This window comes from Vibrio sp. 10N.237.312.B06 (genome assembly GCF_041464685.1).
In the GTDB taxonomy this organism is placed as follows: Bacteria; Pseudomonadota; Gammaproteobacteria; order Enterobacterales; family Vibrionaceae; genus Vibrio; species Vibrio tasmaniensis_A.
The window spans coordinates 1-24,422 of sequence record NZ_JBFSPI010000015.1 but is presented as its reverse complement, the minus strand read 5'-3'; the positions used below and the strand labels follow the sequence as shown (position 1 = coordinate 24,422).

The following is a 24,422-nucleotide window of genomic DNA, read 5'->3' as shown; positions in this document are numbered from 1 at the left end:
AGCGCTTGAATCGTTAGAGTTAAGCTCTAGTTTGAGACTTAAGCTTGTTCGCCTTCAGCTTGTTGAGCTTGGTTTTGTAGGTAGTTCATGAACAAAGCATCAAAGTTAACTGGTGCTAGGTTCAGTTGTGGGAACGTACCTTTAACCACTAGGCTAGAAATTGTTTCACGAGCGTATGGGAACAAGATGTTCGGGCAGAATGCACCTAGGCAGTGAGCTAGTTGCCCTGCTTCCATTTCGCTTGCAGAGAAGATGCCGCCTTGTTGAACTTCACAAAGGAATGCAGTGTCTTCTGCGTTCTTAACTGTAACCGTTAGGCGTAGGATTACTTCGTACACGCCTTCGCCAAGCTCACGGCTTTGAGTGTCTAGGTCCAGTTTTACATCTGGGTTCCACTCTTTTTGAAACATGTCTGGAGAGTTTGGCGCTTCGAAAGATACGTCTTTTAGGAAGATACGTTGGATTGCGAAGTTCTGTTGTGCGTCTTGTTGTGCTGCTTCAGCCATTTTCTTGTCCTTAAAAATTTATAATTAGGTTTCGTTCGCCATCTCTGTTGAACAAAACCTTAAAGTCATATTCGTTTAGTTAGGTCAGCTTACCTTTAACTACTTTTTACCTTTCACCAAAGGTAGGTTAGCTTCGCTCCAAGCCACTAAGCCGCTTTTCAGCACGCTTACGTTTTCGAAACCAGCTTTAACCAGTAGGTTAGCGCTTTCTTGAGCTGTTTGACCTGTCTTACATACTACGATGATTGGGTCGGCTTTGTGGCTTTCAAGGCTACCAAAGCTATTTGCTTTGATATCTGACGGCAAAATGTGAACTGCGTCAGTAATATGCCCCTTTTTGAACTCATCTTTAGTACGAATATCAACCACAACACCGTTTTCACGGTTAATCATGTGTGTGGTTTGCGCAGCCGTGATCTCTTTGTAAGCTGCGTTTGATGTCTTGATAACGTTCGCAATGATGGCAACAACCAAGCCGATCCATACGATGGCTAAAATCATATTCTCTTGAACAAATGGAACTAACTCTTGCATATCTTGAACTCTTATTCGTTATTGGGCGAAAAATTATAGGGTAGGAGTATAGCTATAAAGGGGGGGAGAATACAGAGGAAGCATATTGTTGTGTGTGAGTTAATGTATTAATGGGGGATATATACTAATTGCTTATGATTTATCCATTTACTTGATTGAAGTTATTAATTATGATGTACAAACAGTTACTTAAGCTGAGTGGCTGGTAGGGTCTATGTAATTAGTCTCTATTATAAACGTTTATATTATTGGAAATCATTATGAAAAAGATGGCTCTAGCAGCTGCATTAGCAGTTAGCTTCTCAGGTGGTGCTTTTGCAGCAACAGAAACTGCAGTAGCGGGCGCTGGTGCTGGTACTAGTGGTGCGGCAGCCGGTGCAGGCGCATCTGCAGTTGCAGCAGGTACAGCTACAACTGTTGCAGTAACGACAGCAGCAGTAGCAGCGGCAGCAGCAGTAGCCGTTGCTTCTAACGAAAGCGGTGCAACGACTACAACAACAACTCGATAATTTTTGAGTTGGTGTTTAAAACCATTTTGTGTGAAAGCATAAAGTGGTTTTTTTATATCAGATTTTCATATTGGATATCAGCAACCAGATTGCTAGGAAGCCGAACTCGTCATGCTTAAACTTCTAATCATATCTCTTGGTCTTTTTCTTGCGGGTTGTTCTCAGCAGTTTCAAGACGTTAACTCCACTTTTGATGAAGCCTTTTTTGGCAGAACCGATGTTGAGCTATCAAAGGAATACATTCAAACCTTACCTTATTCCAGTATTTATGCGGAAGTGAATGACCAAGGCAAAATCTTCATGGTTTTGGCGTACGTCGGTGAAAATCCTCAAACGGGCGTAGAGCAATTAAAATGGATGTCTTCTGATAAAGCTATGATCGTCACTGAAAATGGACGTATTGTACAAACGCTATTGCTTCCCTACGAAAACCTTTCAGGTTTGGCATTCCAACCGTTAGATTCGTTCTCGTCTGCAAACAGTTCGTCAGCAGACTCTTCTTCTGCGTTTGATGTGTCTACCAACCCCGGAGCTCAAAAATGGCAAGCGGTTTACGACTGGCAACCCAATTATCGATTCGGCTATAAAGCAAACATTATCCGAACGTATGCGGGAAATGAAACGGTCGAAACACCGATAATGTCTATCGATACCAAGAAGTTTCAAGAAAAAATTAACTTTCCGATGTTAGAACAAGAGATTACCAACGAATATTGGGTCGATAGTAAAGGAAAAGTGGTCAAAACCATACAGTATTTAGGCCCTGATATGACAAGGCTTGAGTTAACCGTTCTTAAGCATTATCAAAGCAATTAACGAACAGGGTAATGAACGAAAATGATGAATTATATGAGTCATGTATCAAAAATGACGGGACGTCGGTTACCAGTGGTGAGAGCTCTGTTGGTGTTGAGTACGCTGTTCTCTCTGTGCACTGTTAGCAACGCCTCTCCGATTAAGACAACGGTTGAACTTCCCCTTCAAGGTGTAACGTTTGAGTATAAAGCTGACGTTCGACTGCTTCAGGTATTAGACGACGTTAACGTGAATGCGAACGGCAGTATTGGTTACTTTCCCCTTTCGGCTCAACTGTTTGATAAAGCCAATACTGAAGCTATCGAAGCCAAAAAGCGCAATGTATTTAACCAGCTTGAAGCTTTTGCAGTAGAAGAGTCAGAAGCAAAACTGGTAAAGCAACAATTAGCTTCTTTCCAATATCTCAATCGAGTTTTTATTGAGTTAGACCGCAATGCCGTTATATCTCAATCAGATAAGAACCCGTTGCTTGTTTCAAGTTCTAATACTAACAAGTTATCTGCTGCCATAACAAAAGCGCCGAACAGTCAAACTCAAGCATTTTCTCTGTACTTACCGCAACGATCAACGTCCATTCAGGTGATGGGTGTAATGAAAGATTCTGTAAGATTGAATTTGATTGAACATGGAACGCTGAACGATTATCTCTATGCATTACCGAGTGATTTTATTGGTGAGTCAGCAGATAAAAGCGTGGCGTATGTTATTCAGCCAGATGGCATGGTGCAAACCATTCAATATGCGTACTGGAATGAACAGCCGGTTTATTTAGCGCCAGGTGCTATCGTATTTATGGCGTTTTACTCTTTGCCATCGGAATACTCAACGTTGAACCAAGATATTGTCGATTTGCTACGTCATAAGGTTGGCCTGTAATGCTGAAACAGAAATCATTCCCTCTATCAGCAGTGTGCACATCGGTTACCTGCGCTTTATTAATGACTGGTAGTGTGTCGGTTAACGCAGAGACCGCCATTGATTCGTCTTCGATTCGAGCTGATAAATCATCATTCGACGATACCGAATATAGAACGTCGCAAATGAACTTTGGTGGTGTTGGCTTAATGCAAATGCCAACAGGCCGAATGGCACCAGAAGGTGAGTTCAACTTTAGTGCTTCGTTTAATAATGAATACCATTTTTATAACGTGAGTCTGCAGGTGATGCCTTGGCTAGAAACCACCATTCGTTATACACAAGTACAGGATCTGCTTTATAGCGGAGGCGCGGATCAAGATTGCTCTCAAAACTCATTCAGTGGCTGTACTAAATACACCGATAAAGGCATCGACTTTAAGCTGCGTCTAATCGAAGAAGGGTACTACTTACCGGAAGTATCGGTCGGTATGCGTGACTTTGGTGGTACCGGTTTATTTGATGGTGAGTTTGTTGCGGCGACCAAACGCTTTGGCCCTGTTGATTTTACCTTGGGCATGGCTTGGGGATACATGGGCACCAGTGGTAACTTCACTAACCCATTGTGTAAAGCCAGTGACAAGTATTGTGATCGCCCGTCAGATATTAAAGGCAATGGTGGCAGTGTCGATTTTGAACGTTGGTTTAAAGGCGATGCGGCGATTTATGGTGGCTTTGAATATCAAACCCCTTATAAGCCGTTAACCTTGAAGCTTGAATACGATGGCAATGATTATTCTCAAGACTTCCCAGTAGTACGTGGTGGGGTCGACATGACACAACACACGCCATGGAACGTGGGAGCTGTGTACCGTTTCACCGATTGGGGTTCTGCTAAAGTGAGCTACGAGCGAGGTGATACGCTAACCCTTGGTTTCGCTCTCTCTACCAATTTTAATGAAATGTATTCGGTGTGGCGAGATACCGAAACAGCAGAGTTGCGCCCGAGTGGTGTCGAGACGGTTGATGACATTGATATGGCGGCCTTTGCAAACCAACTTGAAACGATTGCTGGCTATGAACAAGCGCAAATCTTGGTCGACGATAACAGCATTGTGGTAAAAGGCACTCAGGTTAAATATCGAGACAGAGATATCGCCCTTGAACGCGGTGCGACCGTGATTGCCAACGCGGTACCGAGTTACATTGATACTTACAAAATAATCGAAAATGATAAATCGTTGGAACTCACCGAGACAACGGTAAATGCACAAGCGTTCAAAGCGGCAGCGAACAACAATTATCTTAACGCTCATACCAATGATGCTTCGCACACTCACGAATTAGAACGTAAGAAATCAGTTATCTATCATGATGGGCGTGAGCGATTCGATGTGTCGATTTCACCAAACCTCGCTCAATCGTTTGGTTCAGCTGAAAACTTCTACCTATACAGTTTGGGTTTATACACCAATGCTTCGTTCTGGGCGTTAAACAATGTTGAACTGTCGGGCTCTCTTTACGTCAACTTAATCGATAACTACGATAAGTTTAATTACGAAATCCCATCAGACGGCACTGACCAAACACCAAGAGTAAGAACTTTGTTCCGCTCTTATGTTGATGATCCGGTTCGTTTAGACCGTTTACAACTGACGTGGTTTGAAGACTATGGCAGCGGTGTCTACACCCAAGCCTACGGTGGTTACCTAGAGAGCATGTTCGCGGGTGTGGGTGGCGAAATCCTGTATCGTCCATTCAACCAAAACTGGGCGATTGGCGCAGACATGACAGCAATAAGCCAGCGCGATCCAGAAAGCTGGTTTGGCACGTTTGATCAAGAGAACCAAGTCAACCCTGGTGATAGCAACCGAACGTACAAAGTAATCGATAAAGGTACGACTGGCTTCATCACCGGTTACTACACCCCACAATGGGATTTCTTGAACGATACTTTACTTAAAGTTGGCATCGGTAAATTTCTTGCCGGTGATATTGGTACTCGGGTCGACTTCTCTAAGCAGTTCAAGAGCGGTGTGATTGCCGGCGCGTTTGTCAGCCTAACAGACATGACTACCGAAGAATACGGTGAAGGCAGCTATACCAAAGGCTTTTATGTGTCGATTCCGTTTGATTTAGTCACTGTGAAGCCAAGTTCAAGTCGCGCAGGCTTTACCTGGTTACCTATCACTCGTGATGGCGGGCAAGTATTGAACAAGCAGTATAACTTGTTCGATCAAACCGATGCTCGTTCTCCTTGGTTCCAAAGGCCAAGTAGTGTGAAATAAATAGAGTGAAAGGGGAATTATAGGGGGAGGAGACAGTATACACCCTAACCCTCGATATTCGAGGAGTTAGGTGTTTGTTTGATACTTAATCTTATGTGATCTCGGCTCTATAGTTTTACTTTAAACTCAGCTAATGAGGTTGATAATAATAATGAATAATGGATAATGCACGAGCAGTAAGGTAAGTATATGAAAATTGGTACCTTTGCGGAAAGCTTTACAAAATCCCTGTTCTAATTTCTATTTTATTTGTTAGGGAAAATTAACTCACGCAGTGTGATTTCGCGGAATATCAAGGGGCGGTAGCGTTCCTGAGCCTGCGTACAAGTGCGGTGAGTCAATCAGGTATAAACCCTTTTACTTTAATGCTTATAACATGGTGTGAGAGCTACAATAGCTAAATTCTCTTTTTATCGGGTATCTTTTGGGATATCGCCCACATTTCGTTTCTATGAATTGGTCAACATGAAGATTAATAAAAATCGACTCCTAGTAGGGCTCCTTCCTGCATTATTAGCAGGGTGTGCAACTCCTGGCTCTCACCTTTCGACAGGCAACAAGAATGTGATTCAGCCTTCAGAGCAACAGCATAAGTCTGATATTTCTGATGTGGTTAACCTTTACCCACTGACGGCTCAATCTGTATCGAGTTACCAAACAAACACTCTGTCGGTTTCACAAGCCAACCCTAAGCTTGATATTGATATCGCAAAATATGAATACCAAGTGGGTGTCGGTGATATTTTGAACATTACCATTTGGGACCATCCTGAACTGACTATTCCAGCCGGTTCGTACCGTAGTAGTACCGAAGCTGGAAACTGGGTTCATGCTGACGGCACAATTTTTTACCCGTACATTGGTACAGTAGAAGTATCAGGAAAAACCGTTCGCGAAATTCGTTCTGACATAGCAGCACGTTTGGCGAAATACATAGAAAGCCCTCAGGTTGATGTTAACGTGGCGGCCTTCCGCTCTAAGAAAACCTACATTACAGGTGAAGTGTCTAAACCAGGCCAGCAAGCGATTACCAATATTCCCTTAACGTTATTAGATGCTGTGAACCGTTCTGGCGGTTTATCTGAAGAGGCCGACTGGCGTAATGTTTCATTAACGCGTGATGGTACGGAAGAAAACATCTCGCTTCATGGTTTGATGCAACGTGGGGACCTCACACAAAACCGTTTACTGCAAGCAGGTGATATTGTCCATGTGCCTCGAAATGATAAACAGAAAGTCTTTGTGATGGGGGAAGTTAAAGAACCTAAGTTATTGAAAATTGATCGCGTAGGAATGAGCTTAACCGAAGCATTAAGTAATGTCGGCGGAATCAACGAACTCACTGCTGATGCAACGGGTGTGTTTGTGATTCGAACTTCTGATGATAAATCAGAACGTATGGCCGATATTTACCAACTCAATATAGAAGATGCCTCAGCACTGGTGATTGGTACCGAGTTTGATTTAAAACCTTACGATATTGTTTATGTAACGGCAGCACCAATCAGCCGCTGGAACCGTGTTGTCGGGCAGTTACTACCAACCATTGACGGAATTAATAATTTGACTGAAGGTGCATTGCGTATCCGTAACTGGCCTTAGGTTTAGATAGAGTCATCATCAGGTCACATTTCATATGTGGCCTGATTTTTATGTTTAGAAGCTCGTTTAGTTTATAAGTATGTGTAGCTTCTTAAGCCCATTACAGTTAGAAATCAGTTATGTTTAATAAAATTTTGGTCGTCTGCGTGGGTAACATTTGTCGTTCACCTACTGGAGAACGGGTTCTTCAAAAGCTGTTGCCTAATAAAGAAGTAGCCTCTGCCGGCATTGCTGCTGAAAAGAGTCGTTTAATTGGGAAACCAACGGACGATACAGCAATTTTGATTGCCGCTGAAAATGGAGTAGATGTTGGAAATCATCAGTCTCAGCAAGTCACGCCACAGCTTTGCGCTCAGTATGACTTGATCTTGGTGATGGAGAAGGGGCATTTAGAAGCGCTTACTAAAATATCACCAGAGGCTCGTGGTAAAACTATGCTGTTTGGCCAATGGATTGGTCAGAAAGACATCCCTGATCCTTACCGTCAAAGTCGTGAGGCGTTTGAACACGCTTACAGACTGATTGATGAGGCAGCGCAAGCTTGGGCGAAAAAGCTGTAGGCTTCATATTTTAACATAATAGAGGCCTCATCGTAAGCGCGGCGAAACCACCAACAGAATTAATAACAAGAGAAGTACGCAAAGCGTATTTAATGTCTCTTAAATAGTAATAATTTAGGAAGTAGTAATCTGATGACAACACAACCATCTCAGCAATCACACGCAGATAACTCTGGTGAGATAGATTTAGGCAAACTGCTTGGCATTCTGTTAGACGCTAAATGGCTAATTATGCTAACCACATTCGCTTTTGCTGTGTTTGGTATTGCGATTGCCCTGCTTTCAACGCCGATATACAAAGCCGATGCGCTGATTCAAATTGAAGAAAAGAGCTCTGGCGGCATTTCATCGATGGTCGGTGACATGGGCGAGTTGTTCTCTCAGGAGTCTTCTGCTACTACAGAAGTTGAGATCATCAAATCTCGCATGATTTTGGGTGAAACGGTCGATAAATTCAATCTTACTACTGTGCTATCTCCGAACTATGTGCCAATTGTCGGTAAGGGGTTTGCTCGCTTAACCGGCGACATAAATCATGTTGTGGTTAGCCGTTTTACTTTGCCAAGCTATGTGAACAGCTACGCACACACGATTAAAATTCTCGATGCCGAGCAGGGAACTTACCAATTGGTACGTGACGATGAACGCATTATTCTGCAAGGTAGAGTGGGTGAGCTAGCAACCACTGATGATTACAGCTTGTTTGTAGCAGGTTTCGAGTCACATAACAATTTTGAATTCTCAATTAGCAAGCGTAGCCGATTGGAAGCTATAGAATGGTTGAAGTCTTCTTTGTCTTTGTCTGAGCTAGGCAAGCAAAGTGGTATTTTGAAGCTAAGCTTTGAAGGTGAAAATAAACAACAGATATCTGATATTCTCAACCATATTAGTCAGATTTACTTTTTACAAAACGTGAAACGTAATTCAGCGGAAGCAGAGAAGAGCCTATCTTTCTTAGAAAGTCATCTTCCGGGCATTAAATCTGAGCTAACCGGTTATGAAGACGTACTAAACAATTACCGCCAAAAAAATGAATCGATCGACTTGGGCTTGGAAGCACAATCAACCTTGAAGGTAATGGTTGAGCTTGAAGCGCAGTTGAATGAACTGACGTTTAAAGAGAGTGAAATCAGCCAGCGCTTTACTAAAGATCACCCAGCATACAAAGCTTTACTTGATAAGCGTAAAACGCTGTTGAGTGAGAAAGAGCGCTTAAATAGGCAAGTACAAAAGTTACCGAGAACACAACGCGAAGTACTGCGTATGACTCGTGATGTTGAAGTAAACCAACAAATTTACATCCAGCTTTTAAATAAGGTTCAAGAGCTAAGCATCATTAAAGCTGGTACGGTCGGTAACGTTCGTATCTTAGATGACGCTCAAGCGTATGCTCACGCTGTAAAACCTAAGAAGCCGCTGATTGTTGTATTAGCAACGCTACTGGGTGGGATGTTAAGTGTTGCATTAGTACTCGTGAAAGCAGCGTTCCATCGCGGTGTTGAAAGCCCGGACCAAATTGAACAAATTGGCCTTCCCGTGTATGCAGCTGTACCAAAATCAGATTTACAAGTAGAGCTAACTAATCGCTTTAAATTGAAGAAACAGAAAACTAAGGGAACGCAGGCACTGCTTGCCGAATCTAACCCTGCCGATCTGTCCATCGAGGCACTACGTGGCTTGCGTACCAGTTTGCACTTTGCGATGTTAGAAGCAAAGAATAACATTCTGATGATATCAGGCCCTGCGCCGGGTATCGGTAAGTCATTTATCTCAACCAACTTCGCAGCTGTAGCAGCAAAAACAGGTCAAAAAGTGCTGCTGATTGACGCAGATATGCGTAAAGGTTACCTACAACAAAGTTTTGGTTTTAAGTGGGACAACGGCCTTTCTGATTTGTTAAGTGGTAAGCAAGACTTTACTCAATTCATTAAGACAGCATCAGTAGCTAATCTAGATATAATTACTCGAGGCCAAGTGCCACCAAACCCATCTGAATTGTTAATGCATCCACGCTTTGCGGCACTAATGGATTGGGCTTCAAGAGAGTATGATTTAGTGATTGTTGATACTCCGCCAGTTCTTGCGGTAACAGACCCAAGTATTGTTGGAGCTTTTGCGGGCACTACATTAATGGTTGCTCGTTTTGGTCAAAATACAATTAAAGAAATTGATGTCGCTCGTAATCGTTTCGAACAATCAGGTATCGAAGTGAAAGGCGTTATCTTCAATGCAATAGAGAAAAAAGCTTCTACCTCTTATGGGTATTATAGTTATACGTACTCTAGTGATAAAAAATAGGAGCCGAATATCAGATATGAGTAAGTGATAAGATAGAGTGTAGTGAGTCTAATCGCTACCTTAGAGTTAGGCTTGGGTTGCCGTTATTTCGGAGATGTTGTAAAGTAGTTTAGTTAGAGTTTAACTGCGATAATTTCTGAACCAATCAGGTTGATTACTTCTAATTTAAGGTGCGTTAGCCCCGATAAAATACCTTGAATAAAATAGTCACCTATTTATTGAAGAGATATTCGAACTCAATAAACCTCATGCTTTTTAATTTATCAACAAGCATGAGATAATATTCAATACCAATTAACTTGGAAAGTGGTTTTTTGGCTTTAAAATGACTTTGTTACCTATTAGGTATTGGGAAGTCCAATTGTCACTTGGGTTTTATAGAAAATAAAAATAATTTTTATAAGTGTGTATTGATTTGAAATTATCATCAATTATTCGTGATGTAAATAGAAATTAATGCCAGTAATTTTATAGCTTAAGTGTTGTTGGTATTTTATAGCTGAAGTGTTATTGATATTTTATCTTAAGCAGAATATTTAATTTTATTTTTATAAGCTGAACATTAGCAATAAGGTAATAATATGAGTAAAAAGGCAGTGGGTTTTTTGCAGGGTGGATTAGGAAATCAGTTGTTTATATACTTTTCGCTAGTATCTGTCGCGCAGGACAATGATTTAGAACCCTCTTTTAATAAAGACAGTTACGGCTATGATAAATTTTCAAGAGCGTTAGGCTTGGAGCTATTAGGGTTTGACATTAAATTTGAGAGTAGCTATTTTTTCAAAAATAGGTATCTACGCCTAATTTTTATGAAATTTGGGAGATATCTATTATCTAACAGAATTTTTAATAATTATCACTTTGAATATCGAAGTAATCAGCATGCTGATTTTGTCATAAACGATGATAAAGATAATTACTTCTTTGGTTATTTTCAGAATGAAAAATACTTAAATGACGAAGTTGTTTTTGATAGTTATGAAGGTAGTGAATACGTTAATTCGGTTCGAGATAAGGTACAACGTAAATATTCAAGTGAAGATACCATTGCTATTCATTTGAGAAGCTATAACGAAGTTAAAGATGAAGTGTGTAGTATTGATAAAGATTATATTAATGCTGCACTATTGGAATTGAATTATAACAAGAACAAAGATCGTATTTTAGTCTTTACAGATTCTATCGAATTTTCAAGCAGTGTTTTATCCGGCTTGAATTATGACTATTTTGATGAAGGTTTTTTATTCACAGCAGAAGAAACTCTGATTTCTATTAGTTCTTTTGAGCGTATAATATGCTCGAACAGTTCTTTCGCATGGTGGGGAGCATATTTTTCAAAGAGTGAAAAGGTTGTTTATCCCAAAGATAGAGGGTATAAGTATTATCCTAGTCCTTGTAAGAATTGGCACTTAGTGTAGTGTTTATTTTCTTGAGATATATTAATGTTTAGAAGTAAAGAATTTTTGTCGTTACTTGAAAAAGCTATTAAGTCAGCATCAGCACTTATTACGATATTTCTTGTTTCTTCAAAACTACAACCCCAGGATTTTGGGGAGTTTTCTCTCATTGAAGGATATTGTTTTTTACTATTTAGTATAATTGTTTTTGGTTTTCAAACTGTAGGAAACAGGATTCTTGTTGACTATGATTCAAGTGATTGTATTAGAAAGATTATAAAATTAAGATTGTTAATATGTTTGGTGTTAAGTGTTAGCTCATTTGCTTTTTTTAATTTAATAGACATAAAAATAATAAATAACTTAGATGTTTTTTTGATTACTCTCCTCCTTTTTTATACTGTTACTTCTTATCGAGAAAATATTTCATATCATAATGATAATTACTCTGAGTATATTGTTGATAAGATCTTAGTTTTATTGTTCTGTTTTACCTTAAAGTTATTATCACTATTTCTATTTTTCGACTATATTATTAGTGTGCTAATAATATGCTTTTTTATGGAAGTTTGTCCAGTTAGCTTTGTATTCTGGAGGAAGTATTCTATAGTTAAAGAGATAGAGGAAAAAGAAAAAATAACATATAAGGAAATGAGCTTTCTTTGTTTTCCAACAATGTTATCATCTATTTCAATAGTTATTTATAGTAGATTTAATCAATACTTATTAGCTTACTTCTTGCCATTGAGCGATGTTGGTGCATTTTCGGTCTTATCCAGAGTTTCGGATTTATTTGTTTTTTTACCTACTGTTATTGGAGCACTTTATCTTCCTCGTGCATACAAATTAGGTATAACTCCGAAGTTCATTGAAAATTACTCAAGGTTGATTCATATAGTTGCATTTGTCTCCTTCTTATTTTCGGTTACGCTATATGGGATATATTATTCCACAGCAGAAGAAAAGGGCTGGCTTATACCTATGAATACTGCTATTTTTTATCAATTGACAATTTTTCTTAACTTTATAGGTATGTTTGTGAGTCAAGTGCAATCTTATCTAGGTAATCCAATTCATCGAATGTTTAGAATAGTAGCTGGAATGATTATTAATATTTCATTGAGTTATTTTTTAATACCTGTCTGGGGGGTGAATGGTGTAATTGTGTCTATTTTAATATCTCTTACCATTTCAAATTTGGTAATTCCTGCTTTATTTAAAGAGTCTTGGTTAATTCGAGTTGTATTAAGTTCTTTATTGTCATTTTATAGGTTTAGAATCAATGATATTAAACTTTAGCTTTGGTAGGGCTGCATTATATAGCTATTTAATGGTCTTTCCTTTTGGTGTTATATCTATTTTATCTAAAAACTTTAATATAATATTTACCTCTCTTAAATCAATACAGGTAATAGGCTTTATAGCATCTTCTATTTTATGTATTATATATTTCATTTCAAGGTTAAGAGTTGCTGTTCGGTTTAACTTATTGAGTTTGATAAATGGTTTTATAATAATATCTATCTTGCTATGGTTTTTATTATCAATATTAGTTACTTTTGAACTTATTGGGTATGGCTCTAGCAATGAAAGTATCTCGTCTTTCGAGTATCACTTTCCTATTTTAATTAAATACTTAAGTTTAATATTTATATCGGCAAATTTTCATTATATTCTTAAGGATGAATATAAAAAATGGCACTTTGTTTTATGGGTGTTAGCGAGCTTTTCTATTGTAATATCATCAAATATGTCAATTCTTTCTTTAGATTTTCTCAATTCAAGGAACCCCTCTGACCGCTCATTTACCTTAACGTTATCGGATTACTTTGCGTTGACATCTTTATTACTTTTATATTTTGTTAATGGTATCAATAAGTATGTAGTGTTCCTTATATCAGCAGTGTTATTGTTTTTTATATCATCTAGGACAGCGTTATATACATTTGTTGTCGCATTTTTGATAAAGGAAGTATTAGGCTCAGGCTTTAACTTGAAGAACATAATTCTCTTGTTTTTGTTTTGCTTTATATTCTATGTGGTTGGAATCTTTGCTTATGATAATGTCTCTGGTTATTCTCTGAGAATTTTCACTGGCTTTTCAGGAGATTCTTTTGATGAGCGAAATGATATTATGCGTTATTCATGGGAACGGATTATGCAATCACCAATTATCGGTGATTTTGCAGGTCAATTAGATGCTAGCTTTCATGGTTCTAATAAATGGGGAGTCTACTCTCACAATATATTGTCTTTTTGGCGACAATATGGATTTATTGGGTTAGCTTTGATTATATATTCCATGTTGTTTACATTTTTTAATGTAGTCAATATTATCATGGGTAAAACAAGGTGCATGAATTTACTGCCTGTTTTACTTTACTTAACTTGTGTTATTATTTTCTCTAGATCGTATGTATACCCATGGATCTTTATGTTACTAGGGATGAATTTATTTATTTTAAAACGGGCTAGCGAAAATGGAAAAGATTAGTGTCATTATTACAACCAAAGATAGAGAAAAAGAACTCCACAGAGCTATCCGCTCGGTGCGTTCTCAATCATATAAAAACATAGAAATTATTGTTGTTGATGATGGGTCAGACCCTGATTTATATAAGAGAGTAGTAGACTGTTATTCGAGCGGTAATATTAAGTTTGTGAGAAATACTTCTAGCTTAGGTGCTTGTAGTGCAAGGAATTCTGGAATAAGTGCATCTACTGGTTCTTTTATTTCTGGGTTAGATGATGATGATGAATTTACAGAAGATAGGCTAGAAAAACTAATGATTTTTCATAGTTCTTTCGATATCGAACCTTCTTTAGTTTGTTCCTATAATAAGAATTATAATCCTTCATCAGGGCTAGTTACTTTTGAGAAAGAATACGACATAAATATTGACTTAGAATCGATGAAATATAGCAATAAAGTAGGCTCTCAAGTGTTAATTAGAAAAGAAAAACTACTAGGAGCTGGCCTATTTGATGAAGAGTTTGTTGCATCACAAGATTATGATATGTGGTTCAGAGTTATAGCAATGTATGGTGATGCAAAAAAAATAAATGAATTCTTATATATATGTCATGATGATCCATCTCTAACTCGCGTTTCTTCAAATAAGAAAAAAGGTATGGTACAGTTTTATACGAAACATCGTCATAGCCTTAAACTGCGCCATAAGATATACTCACTTGCTAGATTTTTGCGTGCTCTTATTAAATGACTTATTGGAAATATTAAATGAAAGCAATTATTACCGGTATTACTGGCCAAGACGGCTCTTACTTAGCTGAGCTTCTAGTTGAAAAAGGTTATGAAGTTCACGGTCTTATTCGTCGAGCATCATCCTACAATACAGAACGTATTGATGCGCTGGTAAACGGAGGTGCAAGTATTAAACTGCACTATGGCGATCTTACGGATTCTTCAAACCTAATTCGATTAGTTAAAGAAATTCAACCTGACGAAATCTATAACTTGGGTGCAATGTCGCATGTAGCGGTTTCTTTCGAGTCTCCAGAGTATGTTGCTGATGTAGACGGCATGGGTACTCTTCGTCTTCTGGAAGCGATCCGTATTAACGGTTTGGAAAAGAAAACTCGCTTTTACCAAGCCTCTACCTCAGAGCTCTACGGTGAAGTTCGTGAAACTCCTCAGCGTGAAACAACGCCTTTTTATCCACGATCTCCATACGCTGTAGCAAAAATGTACGCATACTGGATTGTTGTGAATTACCGCGAATCTTACGGTATGTACGCATGTAATGGCATTTTGTTTAACCATGAGTCACCACGTCGTGGTGAAACTTTTGTAACTCGTAAGATTACTCGAGCTATCGCTAACATCTCTCAAGGTCTGGAATCTTGCTTAGAACTTGGCAACATGGATGCTTTGCGTGACTGGGGGCATGCTAAAGATTACGTTCGAATGCAATGGATGATGCTGCAACAAGAGAAGGCTGAAGATTTTGTTATTGCTACTGGTAAGCAGATCTCTGTGCGCGAGTTTGTCCGCTTGTCAGCGAAGGAAGCGGGGATCGAACTTGACTTTTCCGGCGAAGGTATTGATGAGATTGCTACTGTGGTAGCTATCGATGAAGAAAAAGCACCAAAAGTGAAAGTTGGTGATGTCATTGTGAAAGTAAACCCTCGCTTCTTCCGTCCAGCGGAAGTGGAGACACTACTTGGCGACCCAAGCAAAGCGAAAGCTAAACTTGGTTGGACCCCAGAGATCACTGTAGAAGAAATGTGTGCAGAAATGGTTGCATCTGATATCGATAAGGCAAAACAACACGCAGTTCTAAAAGAACACGGATTTGACGTTGCGATCTCACTAGAAAGCTAATTAATCAGTATACTGATTCGTTTATATTGCAGAGTTCCCATTTGGGCTCTGCTTTTTCTATTTATATTATCGGAACTAGTATGAAAAGAGTATTTGTTGCTGGTCATAAAGGTATGGTTGGCTCAGCTATTGTTCGTCAACTATCTAAAGACTCTTCAGTAGAAGTGATTACTAAAGATCGTAATGAGCTTAACCTGTTAGATGCACTGGCTGTCGAGGCGTTTTTTACGAATCACCATATTGATCAAGTTTACCTTGCGGCCGCGAAAGTCGGTGGAATTGTTGCTAACAATACGTACCCTGCTGAGTTTATTTACCAAAATTTGACGATTCAAAACAATATTATTCACTCAGCACATCTGCATGGTGTTCAAGATTTACTATTCTTGGGTTCGTCTTGTATTTATCCAAAGTTTGCACAACAACCGATGCGTGAAGACTCTTTGTTGACCGGAACTTTGGAAGAAACCAATGAGCCTTACGCAATTGCTAAGATTGCAGGTATCAAAATGTGCGAGTCTTATAATCGCCAATATGCTCGCAACTATCGATCAGTAATGCCAACTAATTTGTATGGTGAAAATGATAATTTTCATCCTCAAAATTCTCACGTCATTCCCGCATTGTTGCGTCGCTTCCACGAAGCAAAATTGAATGGCGACAGTAAAGTTGTTGCGTGGGGTAGCGGTAAACCTATGCGAGAGTTTTTGCATGTAGATGATATGGCAGCAGCTTCAATTTACGTAATGAATCTAGGTCAAGAGGCGTATCTAGAAAATACGCAAGAAATGCTTAGTCACATAAACGTAGGTACAGGTGTGGATTGTACTATCCGTGAACTCGTTGAAACTGTTGCAAAAGTGGTTGGTTTTGACGGCGAAATTGAATTTGACACTACGAAACCAGACGGCACTCCTCGTAAGTTAATGGATGTTTCACGTTTAAAGAGTCTAGGTTGGAAAGCAAAAACGAGCCTAGAAGATGGTTTAACTATGACTTACCAGTGGTTTCTAGAGAATCAAGAAAATTATCGCGGTTAAAGTACCTAGGGTAGAGCTAATGTAAGGGTTTAAACAAAGCAAATGTTTTTAAGCAAACAACGTTTTTCTCAAGTGATTGAAAGTACCCCGTTAGTTTCAATTGACTTAGTTATTGAGGATGAAAGTGGTCAAGTTTTACTTGGGGAGCGTTTGAATCGACCAGCTCAAGGTTTCTGGTTTGTTCCCGGTGGTCGTATTCTTAAAGATGAAAAGCTTGAAGATGCCTTTGCTCGTTTAACTTTGGAGGAGCTTGGGCATGAGTTTAAGCTCTCTCAAGCAACACTGAAGGGACCTTATACACACCTCTATAATGACAATGTGTTTGGCAATGACTGTACTACTCATTATGTCGCGATTGCCTACAAGCTCATTGTCAATCGCTCTGAATTGAACTTACCCATGGATGTACAGCATTCTCGTTACCGTTGGTATAATCAAGATGAATTATTGACCTGTGATAGTGTACATATTCATACTAAATGGTATTTTCAAAAAATAACTAAAACTATCACTTAATTAAAAACAACGAGTTGACTATGCTTATTCCTGTAATTATGGCCGGCGGCTCAGGCAGTCGTTTGTGGCCTCTATCTCGTTCAAAATATCCCAAACAATTCCTTGCAGTAACTGGTGAACAAACCATGCTTCAACAAACGTTGAGCCGCATGGTTGGTTTAGAACACAATGCGCCATTTGTGATCTGCAATGAAGAACATCGATTCCTAGTTGCTGAACAACTTCGCCGTATTAATGGCAATCATAGTGGAATACTATTGGAACCAGTAGGGCGGAATACTGCTCCCGCTATTGCTTTAGCAGCAAAATTTGCTCTATCTGAAAATAAAACTTCATATGAAGATTCTTTGATGTTAGTTCTTGCGGCTGATCATGTGATTAAAGATACTCAATCTTTCCATCAATCGGTGCAAGCTGCCATTCCGTACGCACAACGTGGTGATATGGTAACTTTCGGTATAAAAGCGAATGCACCAGAAACAGGTTATGGCTATATTAAAACCGGTGCTACGGTTACTGCTGCGGATGAGAGTCGAGGCTTTAGTGTTGATAGCTTTGTTGAAAAGCCAGATCTCGAAACTGCAAAGCAATATCTAGACGATGGTAGCTACTTGTGGAACAGTGGTATGTTTTTATTCAAAGCATCTACTTATCTTGAAGAATTAGCAAAGTTCCGACCAGATATCTTGAAAGCATGTGAAAGTGCCTACGATAGCCACTTTGCCGACCTAGACTTTATTCGCATGTCATCTGAATTGTTCTCACAAATCCCAGACGAATCCATAGATTTTGCTGTCATGGAAAAAACAGAAAAAGCTGTTGTTGTTCCAATGGACGCAAATTGGAGTGATGTTGGTTCTTGGTCTGCACTTTGGGACGTGAATGATAAAGATGAACAGGGTAATGCAACTCGCGGTGATGTGTTAACTGAGCAGACAAAGAATAGTTATATTTATTCACAAGATAAACTCATTGCGACCGTTGGCATTGAAAATCTTATCGTTGTAGAGACGAAAGATGCACTGCTAGTTGCGGATAAAGACAAGGTTCAAGATGTTAAGTCGATTGTTAATCAACTAAAACAACAAAACCGAGTAGAGTGTCAGCAGCATCAAGAGGTATATCGCCCATGGGGTTCTCATGAGACGGTATCTGAAGGTGAGCGTTACCATGTGAAGCAAGTGTTAGTTAAGCCAAAAGAGAAGACAGCTCTTCAGATGCACCACCATCGAGCTGAGCATTGGGTTGTCGTGTCAGGTACGGCTAAAGTGACAAAAGGAGATGGAACTTTCCTTCTTACTGAAAATCAGTCCACTTATATTCCAGTAGGGACTCCGCACTCCGTAGAAAACCCAGGGCAAGTGCCTTTGGAGCTGATTGAAGTTCGTTCTGGATCGTACTTAGAAGAAGACGATATTGTTCGCTTTGATGAGCAAGCATCTAAGTTTGGCGGCGACTACTAACTACTTATTGAGATAGGAAATTATGGTAACAAAATTAATCAGTAGTGAAGTGCTTGGTGCTTCAGGCGTTCAGTTTGGTACTAGTGGCGCGCGAGGGCTCGTTACTCAGTTTACATCGGACGTCTGTGCTGCATTTACTCACGCATTTGTGGCATCAATGCGTAGCCATTTTACTTTCAATCAAATGGCTGTTGCAATTGACAACCGCCCTAGTAGCCCAGCAATGGCAAAAGCAGTCATTCAAGCACTTACTGATGCCGGTGTAGATGCGATTTACTATGGTGTTGTACCTACTCCTGCTCTGGCTTTTACCGCAATGCAAGACAAGATGCCTTGTATCATGGTGACTGGGTCTCATATCCCATTTGACCGCAATGGAATTAAGTTCTATCGCCCAGATGGAGAGATTACTAAAGCAGATGAACAAGCAATCTTAACCGAGAGGGTAGACTTTAGTGCTATTAATGACCTGCCTGAGTTAACGATTAATTTCCGAGCAACTGAGCTTTACCGAACACGTTATATTGATTTGTTTGATGCAGATTTACTAGCAGGAAAGCGTGTTGGTATATATGAGCACTCAAGTGCCGGGAGAGATATTTACCAAGGACTTTTTGAATCGCTTGGGGCTGAAGTCATATCATTGGAGCGTACTGACGAATTTGTTCCAATTGACACTGAAGCCGTTGCTGAATCTGATAAGGGAAAAGCACGAAGCTGGTCGAAACAGTATAATTTGGATTTTATATTTTCGACTGATGGAGACGGTGATCGTCCTTTAGTTGCTGATGAGAACGGCGAATGGTTGAGAGGTGATATCCTTGGCTTACTTTGTTCAAAATCGCTTCAAGTAGATGCATTAGCAGTTCCTGTTAGTTGCAACACTATTATTGCTGAGTCTCCTGAATTCGAGATAGTATCTCTGACTAAAATTGGATCACCATATGTAATTGCCGAGTTTGAAAATCTCGCTAAGCAGCACAAAACGGTTGCAGGCTTTGAAGCTAATGGTGGTTATTTACTGGGCAGTGATGTTAGGATTAACGATAGGGTGCTAAAAGCGTTACCAACACGGGACGCTGTGTTACCGGCACTAATGCTGATTTCATTGGCTAAGCAACAAAAAACCACTGTTAAAAAATTGGTGGCAGCTTTACCTTCGCGATTCAATCATAGTGATCGTATTCAGAACTTTGCGACACAAAAAAGCTTAACAATCTTAGCACAAGGTAAAGAGAGTCCTGACGCCTTGTTGGCTCGTTTAGGTATGACAAATGTGGTTGTTTCTAACAGCGACCATACAGATGGATTGCGCATATCGCTTTCAGACTCAACGATAATTCATTTAAGACCATCGGGCAATGCACCTGAGCTTCGTTGTTATGCAGAAGCAAATGACTTCGAAACAGCCAAAGCACTTGTTGATAGTATTCTATCTATTGTCAGTCAGTTTTAAGTATTAGTAGTGAAAGGTTATGTTTAAGCTAAAAAATCAAATTCAAAACTATGCTTGGGGCAGTAAAACCGCTATCAGTGAGCTGTTTGGAATTGAAAACCCTACTAACGAACCGCAAGCTGAAATATGGATGGGAGCACACCCTGGTGGCTGTTCTCGTAACGCAGAAAATGACGATCTTTTGTCAGATATCATTGAACTCGATAAGAAGGCTGTATTAGGTAGCTATACGGAAAGTTGTTTTGGTGAATTGCCTTATTTGTTTAAAGTACTAGCTGCCCATACGCCTCTGTCTATTCAGGTTCATCCTAATAAATGGAAATCTGAGTTGGGTTTTGCTCGTGAAAACGAGCAAGGTATTGCTTTAAATGCTCCAAATCGCAATTATAGAGATCCAAACCATAAGCCTGAATTAGTCTATGCGATAACTCCTTACAAAGCGATGAATGGCTTTCGTCCCATCGAACAGATTATTTATTTGTTTGATGGGATTGCGCTTAATGAGCTAAAGAAAGAAGTAGGTTTATTGAAGCACTATCCTAATAGTAAAGGTCTAGAGCGTTTCTTTAGTTCTTTGATGATGTTAAGTGATGAGCGTAAAAGCAAGGTGATTTCACAGTTAGAAGAGGCATACCAAAAACCGGTAGCGGGAACGGTGCGTGAAGCTATCGAATATAGCCAAGCATTTAAGGTACACTATGAGGGTGATATAGGCTTATTGTCTCCATTTATCTTTAACATCGTAGAACTTGCACCTGGAGAAGCCATGTTCTTGTTTGCTGAAACACCTCATGCTTACATTCAAGGCACGGCACTTGAGGTAATGGCGAGTTCTGATAACGTCCTTCGCGCAGGACTTACACCTAAGTATATTGATATCCCAGAGTTGATTGATAATCTAGCATTTATTCCTATAAAGCCAGAAGATTTGAAAACGTCTCCAATAATCACAGGTAATAAAGAGCAGTACCCAATCCCTGTTGATGACTTTGGTTTTGATATTCTTTACGCTAAGGGTATTAAGCAAGAGCAACATGTGCATAGCGCGGAAATTTTGTTTTGTGTTGACAGTAATATCGTGGTGGAATCACAGGGTAAACTCATAGAACTAACTCCTGGCGATTCTGTTTTTGTGCCTTTTTCCTCGCAAGCGTACACATATAAAGGTAAAGGTCGTTTAGCTCGAGTTTACAATTAAAAAATATAAATCATTGGTTAGGTAATATGAAAATTGCAGTTGCAGGTACAGGCTATGTAGGCCTATCTAACGCTATGTTATTAGCACAACACCACAACGTAGTGGCCGTTGATATCATGTCTGAAAAGGTGGAGATGCTAAACAATAAGCTATCTCCGATTGTTGATACCGAAATCACCGATTTTTTGACAAATAAAACTCTTAACTTTGTAGCGACTCTGGATAAAAAGCTCGCTTACGAAGGTGCTGAATATGTAGTAATTGCTACACCTACCGATTACGATGTGGAGACTAACTACTTTAATACTTCTTCTGTCGAGTCGGTAATAAAGGATGTTATGGCGATTAACCCAAGTGCTGTTATGGTTATTAAGTCTACCGTTCCTGTGGGTTACACTGCTCACATTAAGAGAGAACTAAACTGTGAAAATATTATTTTCTCACCGGAGTTTTTGCGTGAAGGTAAAGCGCTATACGATAACTTGTACCCTTCTCGAATTATCGTAGGAGAACGCAGCGAACGTGCACAAACTTTTGCCAACCTTCTTGTTGAAGGAGCTGAGAAAAAAGGTATCGCAGTATTATTTACAGATTCGACAGAAGCAGAAGCCGTAAAGCTGTTTTCAAACACCTACCTTGCGCTTCGTGTGGCTTACTTTAATGAGTTAGACACTTATGCCGAGACACATGGCCTAGATAGCCGTCAAATTATTGAAGGGGTCGGTCTTGATCCTCGCATTGGCAGTCACTATAACAACCCATCCTTTGGTTATGGTGGTTACTGCTTACCAAAAGACACTAAGCAACTCCGCGCGAACTATGAAGATGTACCGAATGAAATTATTGGTGCGATTGTAGATGCAAACACTACGCGTAAAGATTTTGTAGCCGACTCAATCATCAAGCGTAACCCTAATCGTGTGGGTATTTACCGATTGATAATGAAATCAGGATCTGATAATTTTCGCGCGTCAAGTATTCAAGGTGTAATGAAGCGCATTAAAGCCAAAGGTATTGAAGTTGTGGTGTACGAGCCAGTATTAGATGAACCTGAGTTCTTTCACTCACGAGTCATCAACGATCTCGATGAGTTTAAAACCATCTGTGATGTGATTGTCTCTAACCGCATGGTTGATGATATCCAAGATGTTGCAGATAAGGTTTATACTCGAGATTTATTTGGTAGTGACTAGGGCGTGTTGATCTTTGCTGTAGATTTCGCGTTCAGCAATACATCGGTAGCCACATCAACATAAATGCCAGCGATAACATGCTGGCATAAACTTATCATATCCACTTGAAATAGCTCGATAATGCTTAATTCTCGCAAAGGCATTTTCGACCAAGTGTAGTGGTCAACTAAAATTGGCCACAGTTTTGTAAGTTTTCCAGTAAAGCCTTTCCGATTCATTCGGTGTTAGGCCAACATTGTACTGGTGCGGCCTGATTTGACTATAGTATCTAATGATGTAGCCAATGATGCTCTGCCAAGCTTCACCTAAACTGCGATAGCCACTGGCTGGCACCCATTCTGTTTTCAAGCTTCTGAAGAAGCGTTCCATCGGGCTATTATCCCAACAGTTACCTCTCCGAGATAAACTCTGCTTTATTCGGTATCGCCATAGGGCCTGACGGTATTTTCGACTCGTATAATGCGTTCCTTGGTCGCTATGGAACATCACTTCAGTAGGTATTCCTCGTGACTCATAAGCCATCTTTAACGCTTTGACCGTCAACTGGCTATCAGGTGAAAAGGACATTGCCCAACCAACTGGTTTTCGAGCAAATAAGTCGATGATAACAGCTAGATAGGCCCTTGACTTAACTCAATATCTGAACGCTTTAAAATCTCGACCTGACGTTAAAGCGGCAGCGCATCAACATATTTTGTGGTCACAACTTCAGTAAAGGCTTCAGGGCTACCGATGCTTTTCGGGAGCATATTGGCAGGCCGAGGCGCTGTGATAATTTTGCTGCTGGTTTGCGTTTTTTCGCACTGACGGCAGCATATTTAGTGCGTTCATGGCGCACGACACTGACTCTTTGAGGGATTATTTTTAGCTCTTCCGAGACTTCAATGCCGCATTTATGCAGTGGTTTATTACAGCATTCACATTAAGGGGCATTGGGCGTGTGTTGATGTACTTCGCGCTATGGACCCATTTCTAGCACATCCGCGACAATAAGAAACAGGCCATCAATCGACTTTCTCATATCGGTGATACCCGAGACGAGATAGACCGTGCCACTTGGGATTATTACAGTGCCTTAGGCCAAGTTTGAATTTGTGTCAGTGGTAATGAGGTTGGAAGTTCCGCTCTCAGTCCATTCGGTAGATGTACAACAACCGCTGATCATTCATTACCACTTGATGGACAACCTGCTTATCATCAGTTTGTTTGAGTTTTTCAGCCAATAGTGAAAAGTGGCGTAATTAATATCGTACTCTTTACAAAAGTGTGGAATGGAAAGGCCGCTTTCTTGCTGATTAGAGACAATGGTTGTCCAATGTTGATGTTTTTCTGATTGAGTCATAGTTCCGGAAAAACTATTACAAAGGTTGAGCGGAATTAGAACGTGTGGTTAATTTCGCGCTTACTTCTTATCCATGACTGACTTAATTATATACCCGTTCAACTTGAAAATGCAGGCTTCAATATCTGAAAATTATCCGTAATTCTGGATACAAGTGAGCCTGCAACTTTTGGTAGCGTCACATTAAAAAACTTTTTGATAGCAGAGGTGAATGCTGCTTTTGAGGGGAAGTAAGCGTTATTCCTCACATGCTCATTCATCACTTTCCAAAGCCGCTCTATTGGATTTAAGTTTGGGCTGTAAGGCGGTAAGTAATGAAGCTCGATATTGAGCACTTTTGCCGCATTTCTTACCATCTCTGACTGATGATAGGCGGCACCATCAAGTATTAGGTGTACTTTTTGCTCCAACGGGTAATGCTCCTTCTTGAGCTTCCAGAAGACGCGAACGATGCTCTCGCTGTTTATCGTGTCATACGAGTCTGTCACGGTTGCGCCAATATTT

Annotated in this window: 23 protein-coding genes and 3 pseudogenes; 18 read left to right on the top strand and 8 right to left on the bottom strand. The window is 39.9% G+C overall.

The genetic code is table 11. From position 1 onward, the window contains the following. Positions 1 to 38 precede the first annotated feature (38 nt). A complete protein-coding gene (gene secB, locus AB6C75_RS06080; RefSeq protein ID WP_009847959.1) occupies positions 39 to 506 on the bottom strand; it encodes a protein-export chaperone SecB in 468 nt (155 codons plus the stop codon). A 99-nt stretch (positions 507 to 605) separates the two neighbouring features. Then, on the bottom strand, positions 606 to 1,040 hold the full coding sequence (locus AB6C75_RS06075; RefSeq protein WP_016786319.1) for a rhodanese-like domain-containing protein: 435 nt from the start codon (positions 1,038 to 1,040) through the stop codon (positions 606 to 608). 260 nt (positions 1,041 to 1,300) lie between these two features. On the opposite strand from AB6C75_RS06075, the gene AB6C75_RS06070 reads away from it, so the two are divergent. The 18 genes from AB6C75_RS06070 to AB6C75_RS05985 all read left to right on the top strand — a co-directional run bounded on the left by AB6C75_RS06070 (position 1,301) and on the right by AB6C75_RS05985 (position 22,576). Then, entirely contained in the window at positions 1,301 to 1,549 is a 249-nt protein-coding gene (locus tag AB6C75_RS06070; protein WP_371709405.1) for a hypothetical protein, read from the top strand. Positions 1,550 to 1,660: 111 nt separating this feature from the next. Further along, complete coding sequence (locus AB6C75_RS06065; RefSeq protein ID WP_371709404.1) at positions 1,661 to 2,365, top strand: YjbF family lipoprotein; 705 nt, start codon at positions 1,661 to 1,663, stop codon at positions 2,363 to 2,365. A 21-nt stretch (positions 2,366 to 2,386) separates the two neighbouring features. Continuing rightward, on the top strand, positions 2,387 to 3,241 hold the full coding sequence (locus AB6C75_RS06060) for a capsule biosynthesis GfcC family protein (RefSeq protein WP_372107316.1): 855 nt from the start codon (positions 2,387 to 2,389) through the stop codon (positions 3,239 to 3,241). After that, entirely contained in the window at positions 3,241 to 5,508 is a 2,268-nt protein-coding gene (locus AB6C75_RS06055) for a YjbH domain-containing protein (RefSeq protein ID WP_372099186.1), read from the top strand. The genes AB6C75_RS06060 and AB6C75_RS06055 overlap by 1 nt, the downstream gene beginning before the upstream one ends. A gap of 465 nt (positions 5,509 to 5,973) precedes the next feature. Next, positions 5,974 to 7,110: a polysaccharide export protein gene (locus AB6C75_RS06050; RefSeq protein WP_372099185.1), complete on the top strand. Its 1,137-nt coding sequence runs from the start codon at positions 5,974 to 5,976 to the stop codon at positions 7,108 to 7,110. 119 nt (positions 7,111 to 7,229) lie between these two features. Further along, positions 7,230 to 7,670: a low molecular weight protein-tyrosine-phosphatase gene (locus AB6C75_RS06045; protein ID WP_372099184.1), complete on the top strand. Its 441-nt coding sequence runs from the start codon at positions 7,230 to 7,232 to the stop codon at positions 7,668 to 7,670. Between the two features lie 132 nt (positions 7,671 to 7,802). Further along, positions 7,803 to 9,968: a polysaccharide biosynthesis tyrosine autokinase gene (locus AB6C75_RS06040; protein WP_372099183.1), complete on the top strand. Its 2,166-nt coding sequence runs from the start codon at positions 7,803 to 7,805 to the stop codon at positions 9,966 to 9,968. A 581-nt stretch (positions 9,969 to 10,549) separates the two neighbouring features. After that, on the top strand, positions 10,550 to 11,386 hold the full coding sequence (locus AB6C75_RS06035) for an alpha-1,2-fucosyltransferase (RefSeq protein ID WP_372099182.1): 837 nt from the start codon (positions 10,550 to 10,552) through the stop codon (positions 11,384 to 11,386). A gap of 24 nt (positions 11,387 to 11,410) precedes the next feature. Next, positions 11,411 to 12,664, top strand: a complete 1,254-nt coding sequence (locus tag AB6C75_RS06030; RefSeq protein ID WP_372107314.1) for an oligosaccharide flippase family protein — start codon at positions 11,411 to 11,413, stop codon at positions 12,662 to 12,664. Next, entirely contained in the window at positions 12,648 to 13,859 is a 1,212-nt protein-coding gene (locus tag AB6C75_RS06025) for an O-antigen ligase family protein (RefSeq protein ID WP_372107312.1), read from the top strand. The genes AB6C75_RS06030 and AB6C75_RS06025 overlap by 17 nt, the downstream gene beginning before the upstream one ends. Beyond that, positions 13,846 to 14,589, top strand: coding sequence for a glycosyltransferase (locus AB6C75_RS06020; RefSeq protein ID WP_372107311.1), 744 nt, complete (start codon positions 13,846 to 13,848; stop codon positions 14,587 to 14,589). The genes AB6C75_RS06025 and AB6C75_RS06020 overlap by 14 nt, the downstream gene beginning before the upstream one ends. Positions 14,590 to 14,606: 17 nt before the next feature. Next, the gene (gene gmd / locus AB6C75_RS06015) at positions 14,607 to 15,710 is read left to right on the top strand and encodes a GDP-mannose 4,6-dehydratase (protein ID WP_372099178.1); all 1,104 of its coding nucleotides are present in this window, start codon (positions 14,607 to 14,609) and stop codon (positions 15,708 to 15,710) included. An 80-nt stretch (positions 15,711 to 15,790) separates the two neighbouring features. Further along, entirely contained in the window at positions 15,791 to 16,750 is a 960-nt protein-coding gene (locus AB6C75_RS06010; protein ID WP_372107309.1) for a GDP-L-fucose synthase family protein, read from the top strand. Positions 16,751 to 16,792: 42 nt separating this feature from the next. Next, positions 16,793 to 17,266 (top strand): GDP-mannose mannosyl hydrolase, encoded by a 474-nt coding sequence (locus AB6C75_RS06005; protein ID WP_372099176.1) that lies wholly within the window; start codon positions 16,793 to 16,795, stop codon positions 17,264 to 17,266. Between the two features lie 20 nt (positions 17,267 to 17,286). Beyond that, the gene (locus tag AB6C75_RS06000; RefSeq protein WP_372107307.1) at positions 17,287 to 18,729 is read left to right on the top strand and encodes a mannose-1-phosphate guanylyltransferase/mannose-6-phosphate isomerase; all 1,443 of its coding nucleotides are present in this window, start codon (positions 17,287 to 17,289) and stop codon (positions 18,727 to 18,729) included. Positions 18,730 to 18,751: 22 nt separating this feature from the next. Continuing rightward, positions 18,752 to 20,185 carry a phosphomannomutase gene (locus tag AB6C75_RS05995; protein ID WP_372107305.1) on the top strand — a complete coding sequence of 478 codons (1,434 nt, stop codon included), beginning with the start codon at positions 18,752 to 18,754 and terminating at the stop codon, positions 20,183 to 20,185. 19 nt (positions 20,186 to 20,204) lie between these two features. Further along, the gene (manA, locus tag AB6C75_RS05990) at positions 20,205 to 21,383 is read left to right on the top strand and encodes a mannose-6-phosphate isomerase, class I (RefSeq protein WP_372099173.1); all 1,179 of its coding nucleotides are present in this window, start codon (positions 20,205 to 20,207) and stop codon (positions 21,381 to 21,383) included. A gap of 26 nt (positions 21,384 to 21,409) precedes the next feature. Next, positions 21,410 to 22,576 carry a nucleotide sugar dehydrogenase gene (locus tag AB6C75_RS05985; protein WP_372099172.1) on the top strand — a complete coding sequence of 389 codons (1,167 nt, stop codon included), beginning with the start codon at positions 21,410 to 21,412 and terminating at the stop codon, positions 22,574 to 22,576. Positions 22,577 to 22,607: 31 nt separating this feature from the next. On the opposite strand, the pseudogene AB6C75_RS05980 reads toward AB6C75_RS05985, so the two are convergent. The 6 genes and pseudogenes from AB6C75_RS05980 to AB6C75_RS05960 form a co-directional block, all read right to left on the bottom strand. After that, positions 22,608 to 22,732 (bottom strand): annotated as a pseudogene (locus AB6C75_RS05980) (IS5/IS1182 family transposase); the annotation flags it as partial. 6 nt (positions 22,733 to 22,738) lie between these two features. Beyond that, positions 22,739 to 23,197 (bottom strand): annotated as a pseudogene (locus AB6C75_RS05975) (IS3 family transposase); the annotation flags it as partial. A 50-nt stretch (positions 23,198 to 23,247) separates the two neighbouring features. Continuing rightward, a pseudogene (locus tag AB6C75_RS05970) lies at positions 23,248 to 23,498 on the bottom strand (IS66 family transposase zinc-finger binding domain-containing protein); the annotation flags it as partial. A 36-nt stretch (positions 23,499 to 23,534) separates the two neighbouring features. Then, positions 23,535 to 23,639: an IS66 family insertion sequence element accessory protein TnpB gene (gene tnpB, locus AB6C75_RS05965; protein WP_372107371.1), complete on the bottom strand. Its 105-nt coding sequence runs from the start codon at positions 23,637 to 23,639 to the stop codon at positions 23,535 to 23,537. 105 nt (positions 23,640 to 23,744) lie between these two features. Continuing rightward, entirely contained in the window at positions 23,745 to 23,918 is a 174-nt protein-coding gene (gene tnpA, locus AB6C75_RS23595; protein ID WP_408063609.1) for an IS66 family insertion sequence element accessory protein TnpA, read from the bottom strand. Between the two features lie 98 nt (positions 23,919 to 24,016). Then, positions 24,017 to 24,422: IS630 family transposase (locus AB6C75_RS05960; protein ID WP_372107303.1), on the bottom strand; the 406-nt coding region annotated here is incomplete at its 5' end.

Coding starts and splice junctions, on each gene's coding strand:
- secB (WP_009847959.1), bottom strand. CDS start 506: ATGGCTGAAGCAGCACAACAAGACGCACAACAGAACTTCGCAATCCAA.
- AB6C75_RS06075 (WP_016786319.1), bottom strand. CDS start 1,040: ATGCAAGAGTTAGTTCCATTTGTTCAAGAGAATATGATTTTAGCCATC.
- AB6C75_RS06070 (WP_371709405.1), top strand. CDS start 1,301: ATGAAAAAGATGGCTCTAGCAGCTGCATTAGCAGTTAGCTTCTCAGGT.
- AB6C75_RS06065 (WP_371709404.1), top strand. CDS start 1,661: ATGCTTAAACTTCTAATCATATCTCTTGGTCTTTTTCTTGCGGGTTGT.
- AB6C75_RS06060 (WP_372107316.1), top strand. CDS start 2,387: ATGATGAATTATATGAGTCATGTATCAAAAATGACGGGACGTCGGTTA.
- AB6C75_RS06055 (WP_372099186.1), top strand. CDS start 3,241: ATGCTGAAACAGAAATCATTCCCTCTATCAGCAGTGTGCACATCGGTT.
- AB6C75_RS06050 (WP_372099185.1), top strand. CDS start 5,974: ATGAAGATTAATAAAAATCGACTCCTAGTAGGGCTCCTTCCTGCATTA.
- AB6C75_RS06045 (WP_372099184.1), top strand. CDS start 7,230: ATGTTTAATAAAATTTTGGTCGTCTGCGTGGGTAACATTTGTCGTTCA.
- AB6C75_RS06040 (WP_372099183.1), top strand. CDS start 7,803: ATGACAACACAACCATCTCAGCAATCACACGCAGATAACTCTGGTGAG.
- AB6C75_RS06035 (WP_372099182.1), top strand. CDS start 10,550: ATGAGTAAAAAGGCAGTGGGTTTTTTGCAGGGTGGATTAGGAAATCAG.
- AB6C75_RS06030 (WP_372107314.1), top strand. CDS start 11,411: ATGTTTAGAAGTAAAGAATTTTTGTCGTTACTTGAAAAAGCTATTAAG.
- AB6C75_RS06025 (WP_372107312.1), top strand. CDS start 12,648: ATGATATTAAACTTTAGCTTTGGTAGGGCTGCATTATATAGCTATTTA.
- AB6C75_RS06020 (WP_372107311.1), top strand. CDS start 13,846: ATGGAAAAGATTAGTGTCATTATTACAACCAAAGATAGAGAAAAAGAA.
- gmd (WP_372099178.1), top strand. CDS start 14,607: ATGAAAGCAATTATTACCGGTATTACTGGCCAAGACGGCTCTTACTTA.
- AB6C75_RS06010 (WP_372107309.1), top strand. CDS start 15,791: ATGAAAAGAGTATTTGTTGCTGGTCATAAAGGTATGGTTGGCTCAGCT.
- AB6C75_RS06005 (WP_372099176.1), top strand. CDS start 16,793: ATGTTTTTAAGCAAACAACGTTTTTCTCAAGTGATTGAAAGTACCCCG.
- AB6C75_RS06000 (WP_372107307.1), top strand. CDS start 17,287: ATGCTTATTCCTGTAATTATGGCCGGCGGCTCAGGCAGTCGTTTGTGG.
- AB6C75_RS05995 (WP_372107305.1), top strand. CDS start 18,752: ATGGTAACAAAATTAATCAGTAGTGAAGTGCTTGGTGCTTCAGGCGTT.
- manA (WP_372099173.1), top strand. CDS start 20,205: ATGTTTAAGCTAAAAAATCAAATTCAAAACTATGCTTGGGGCAGTAAA.
- AB6C75_RS05985 (WP_372099172.1), top strand. CDS start 21,410: ATGAAAATTGCAGTTGCAGGTACAGGCTATGTAGGCCTATCTAACGCT.
- tnpA (WP_408063609.1), bottom strand. CDS start 23,918: ATGACTCAATCAGAAAAACATCAACATTGGACAACCATTGTCTCTAAT.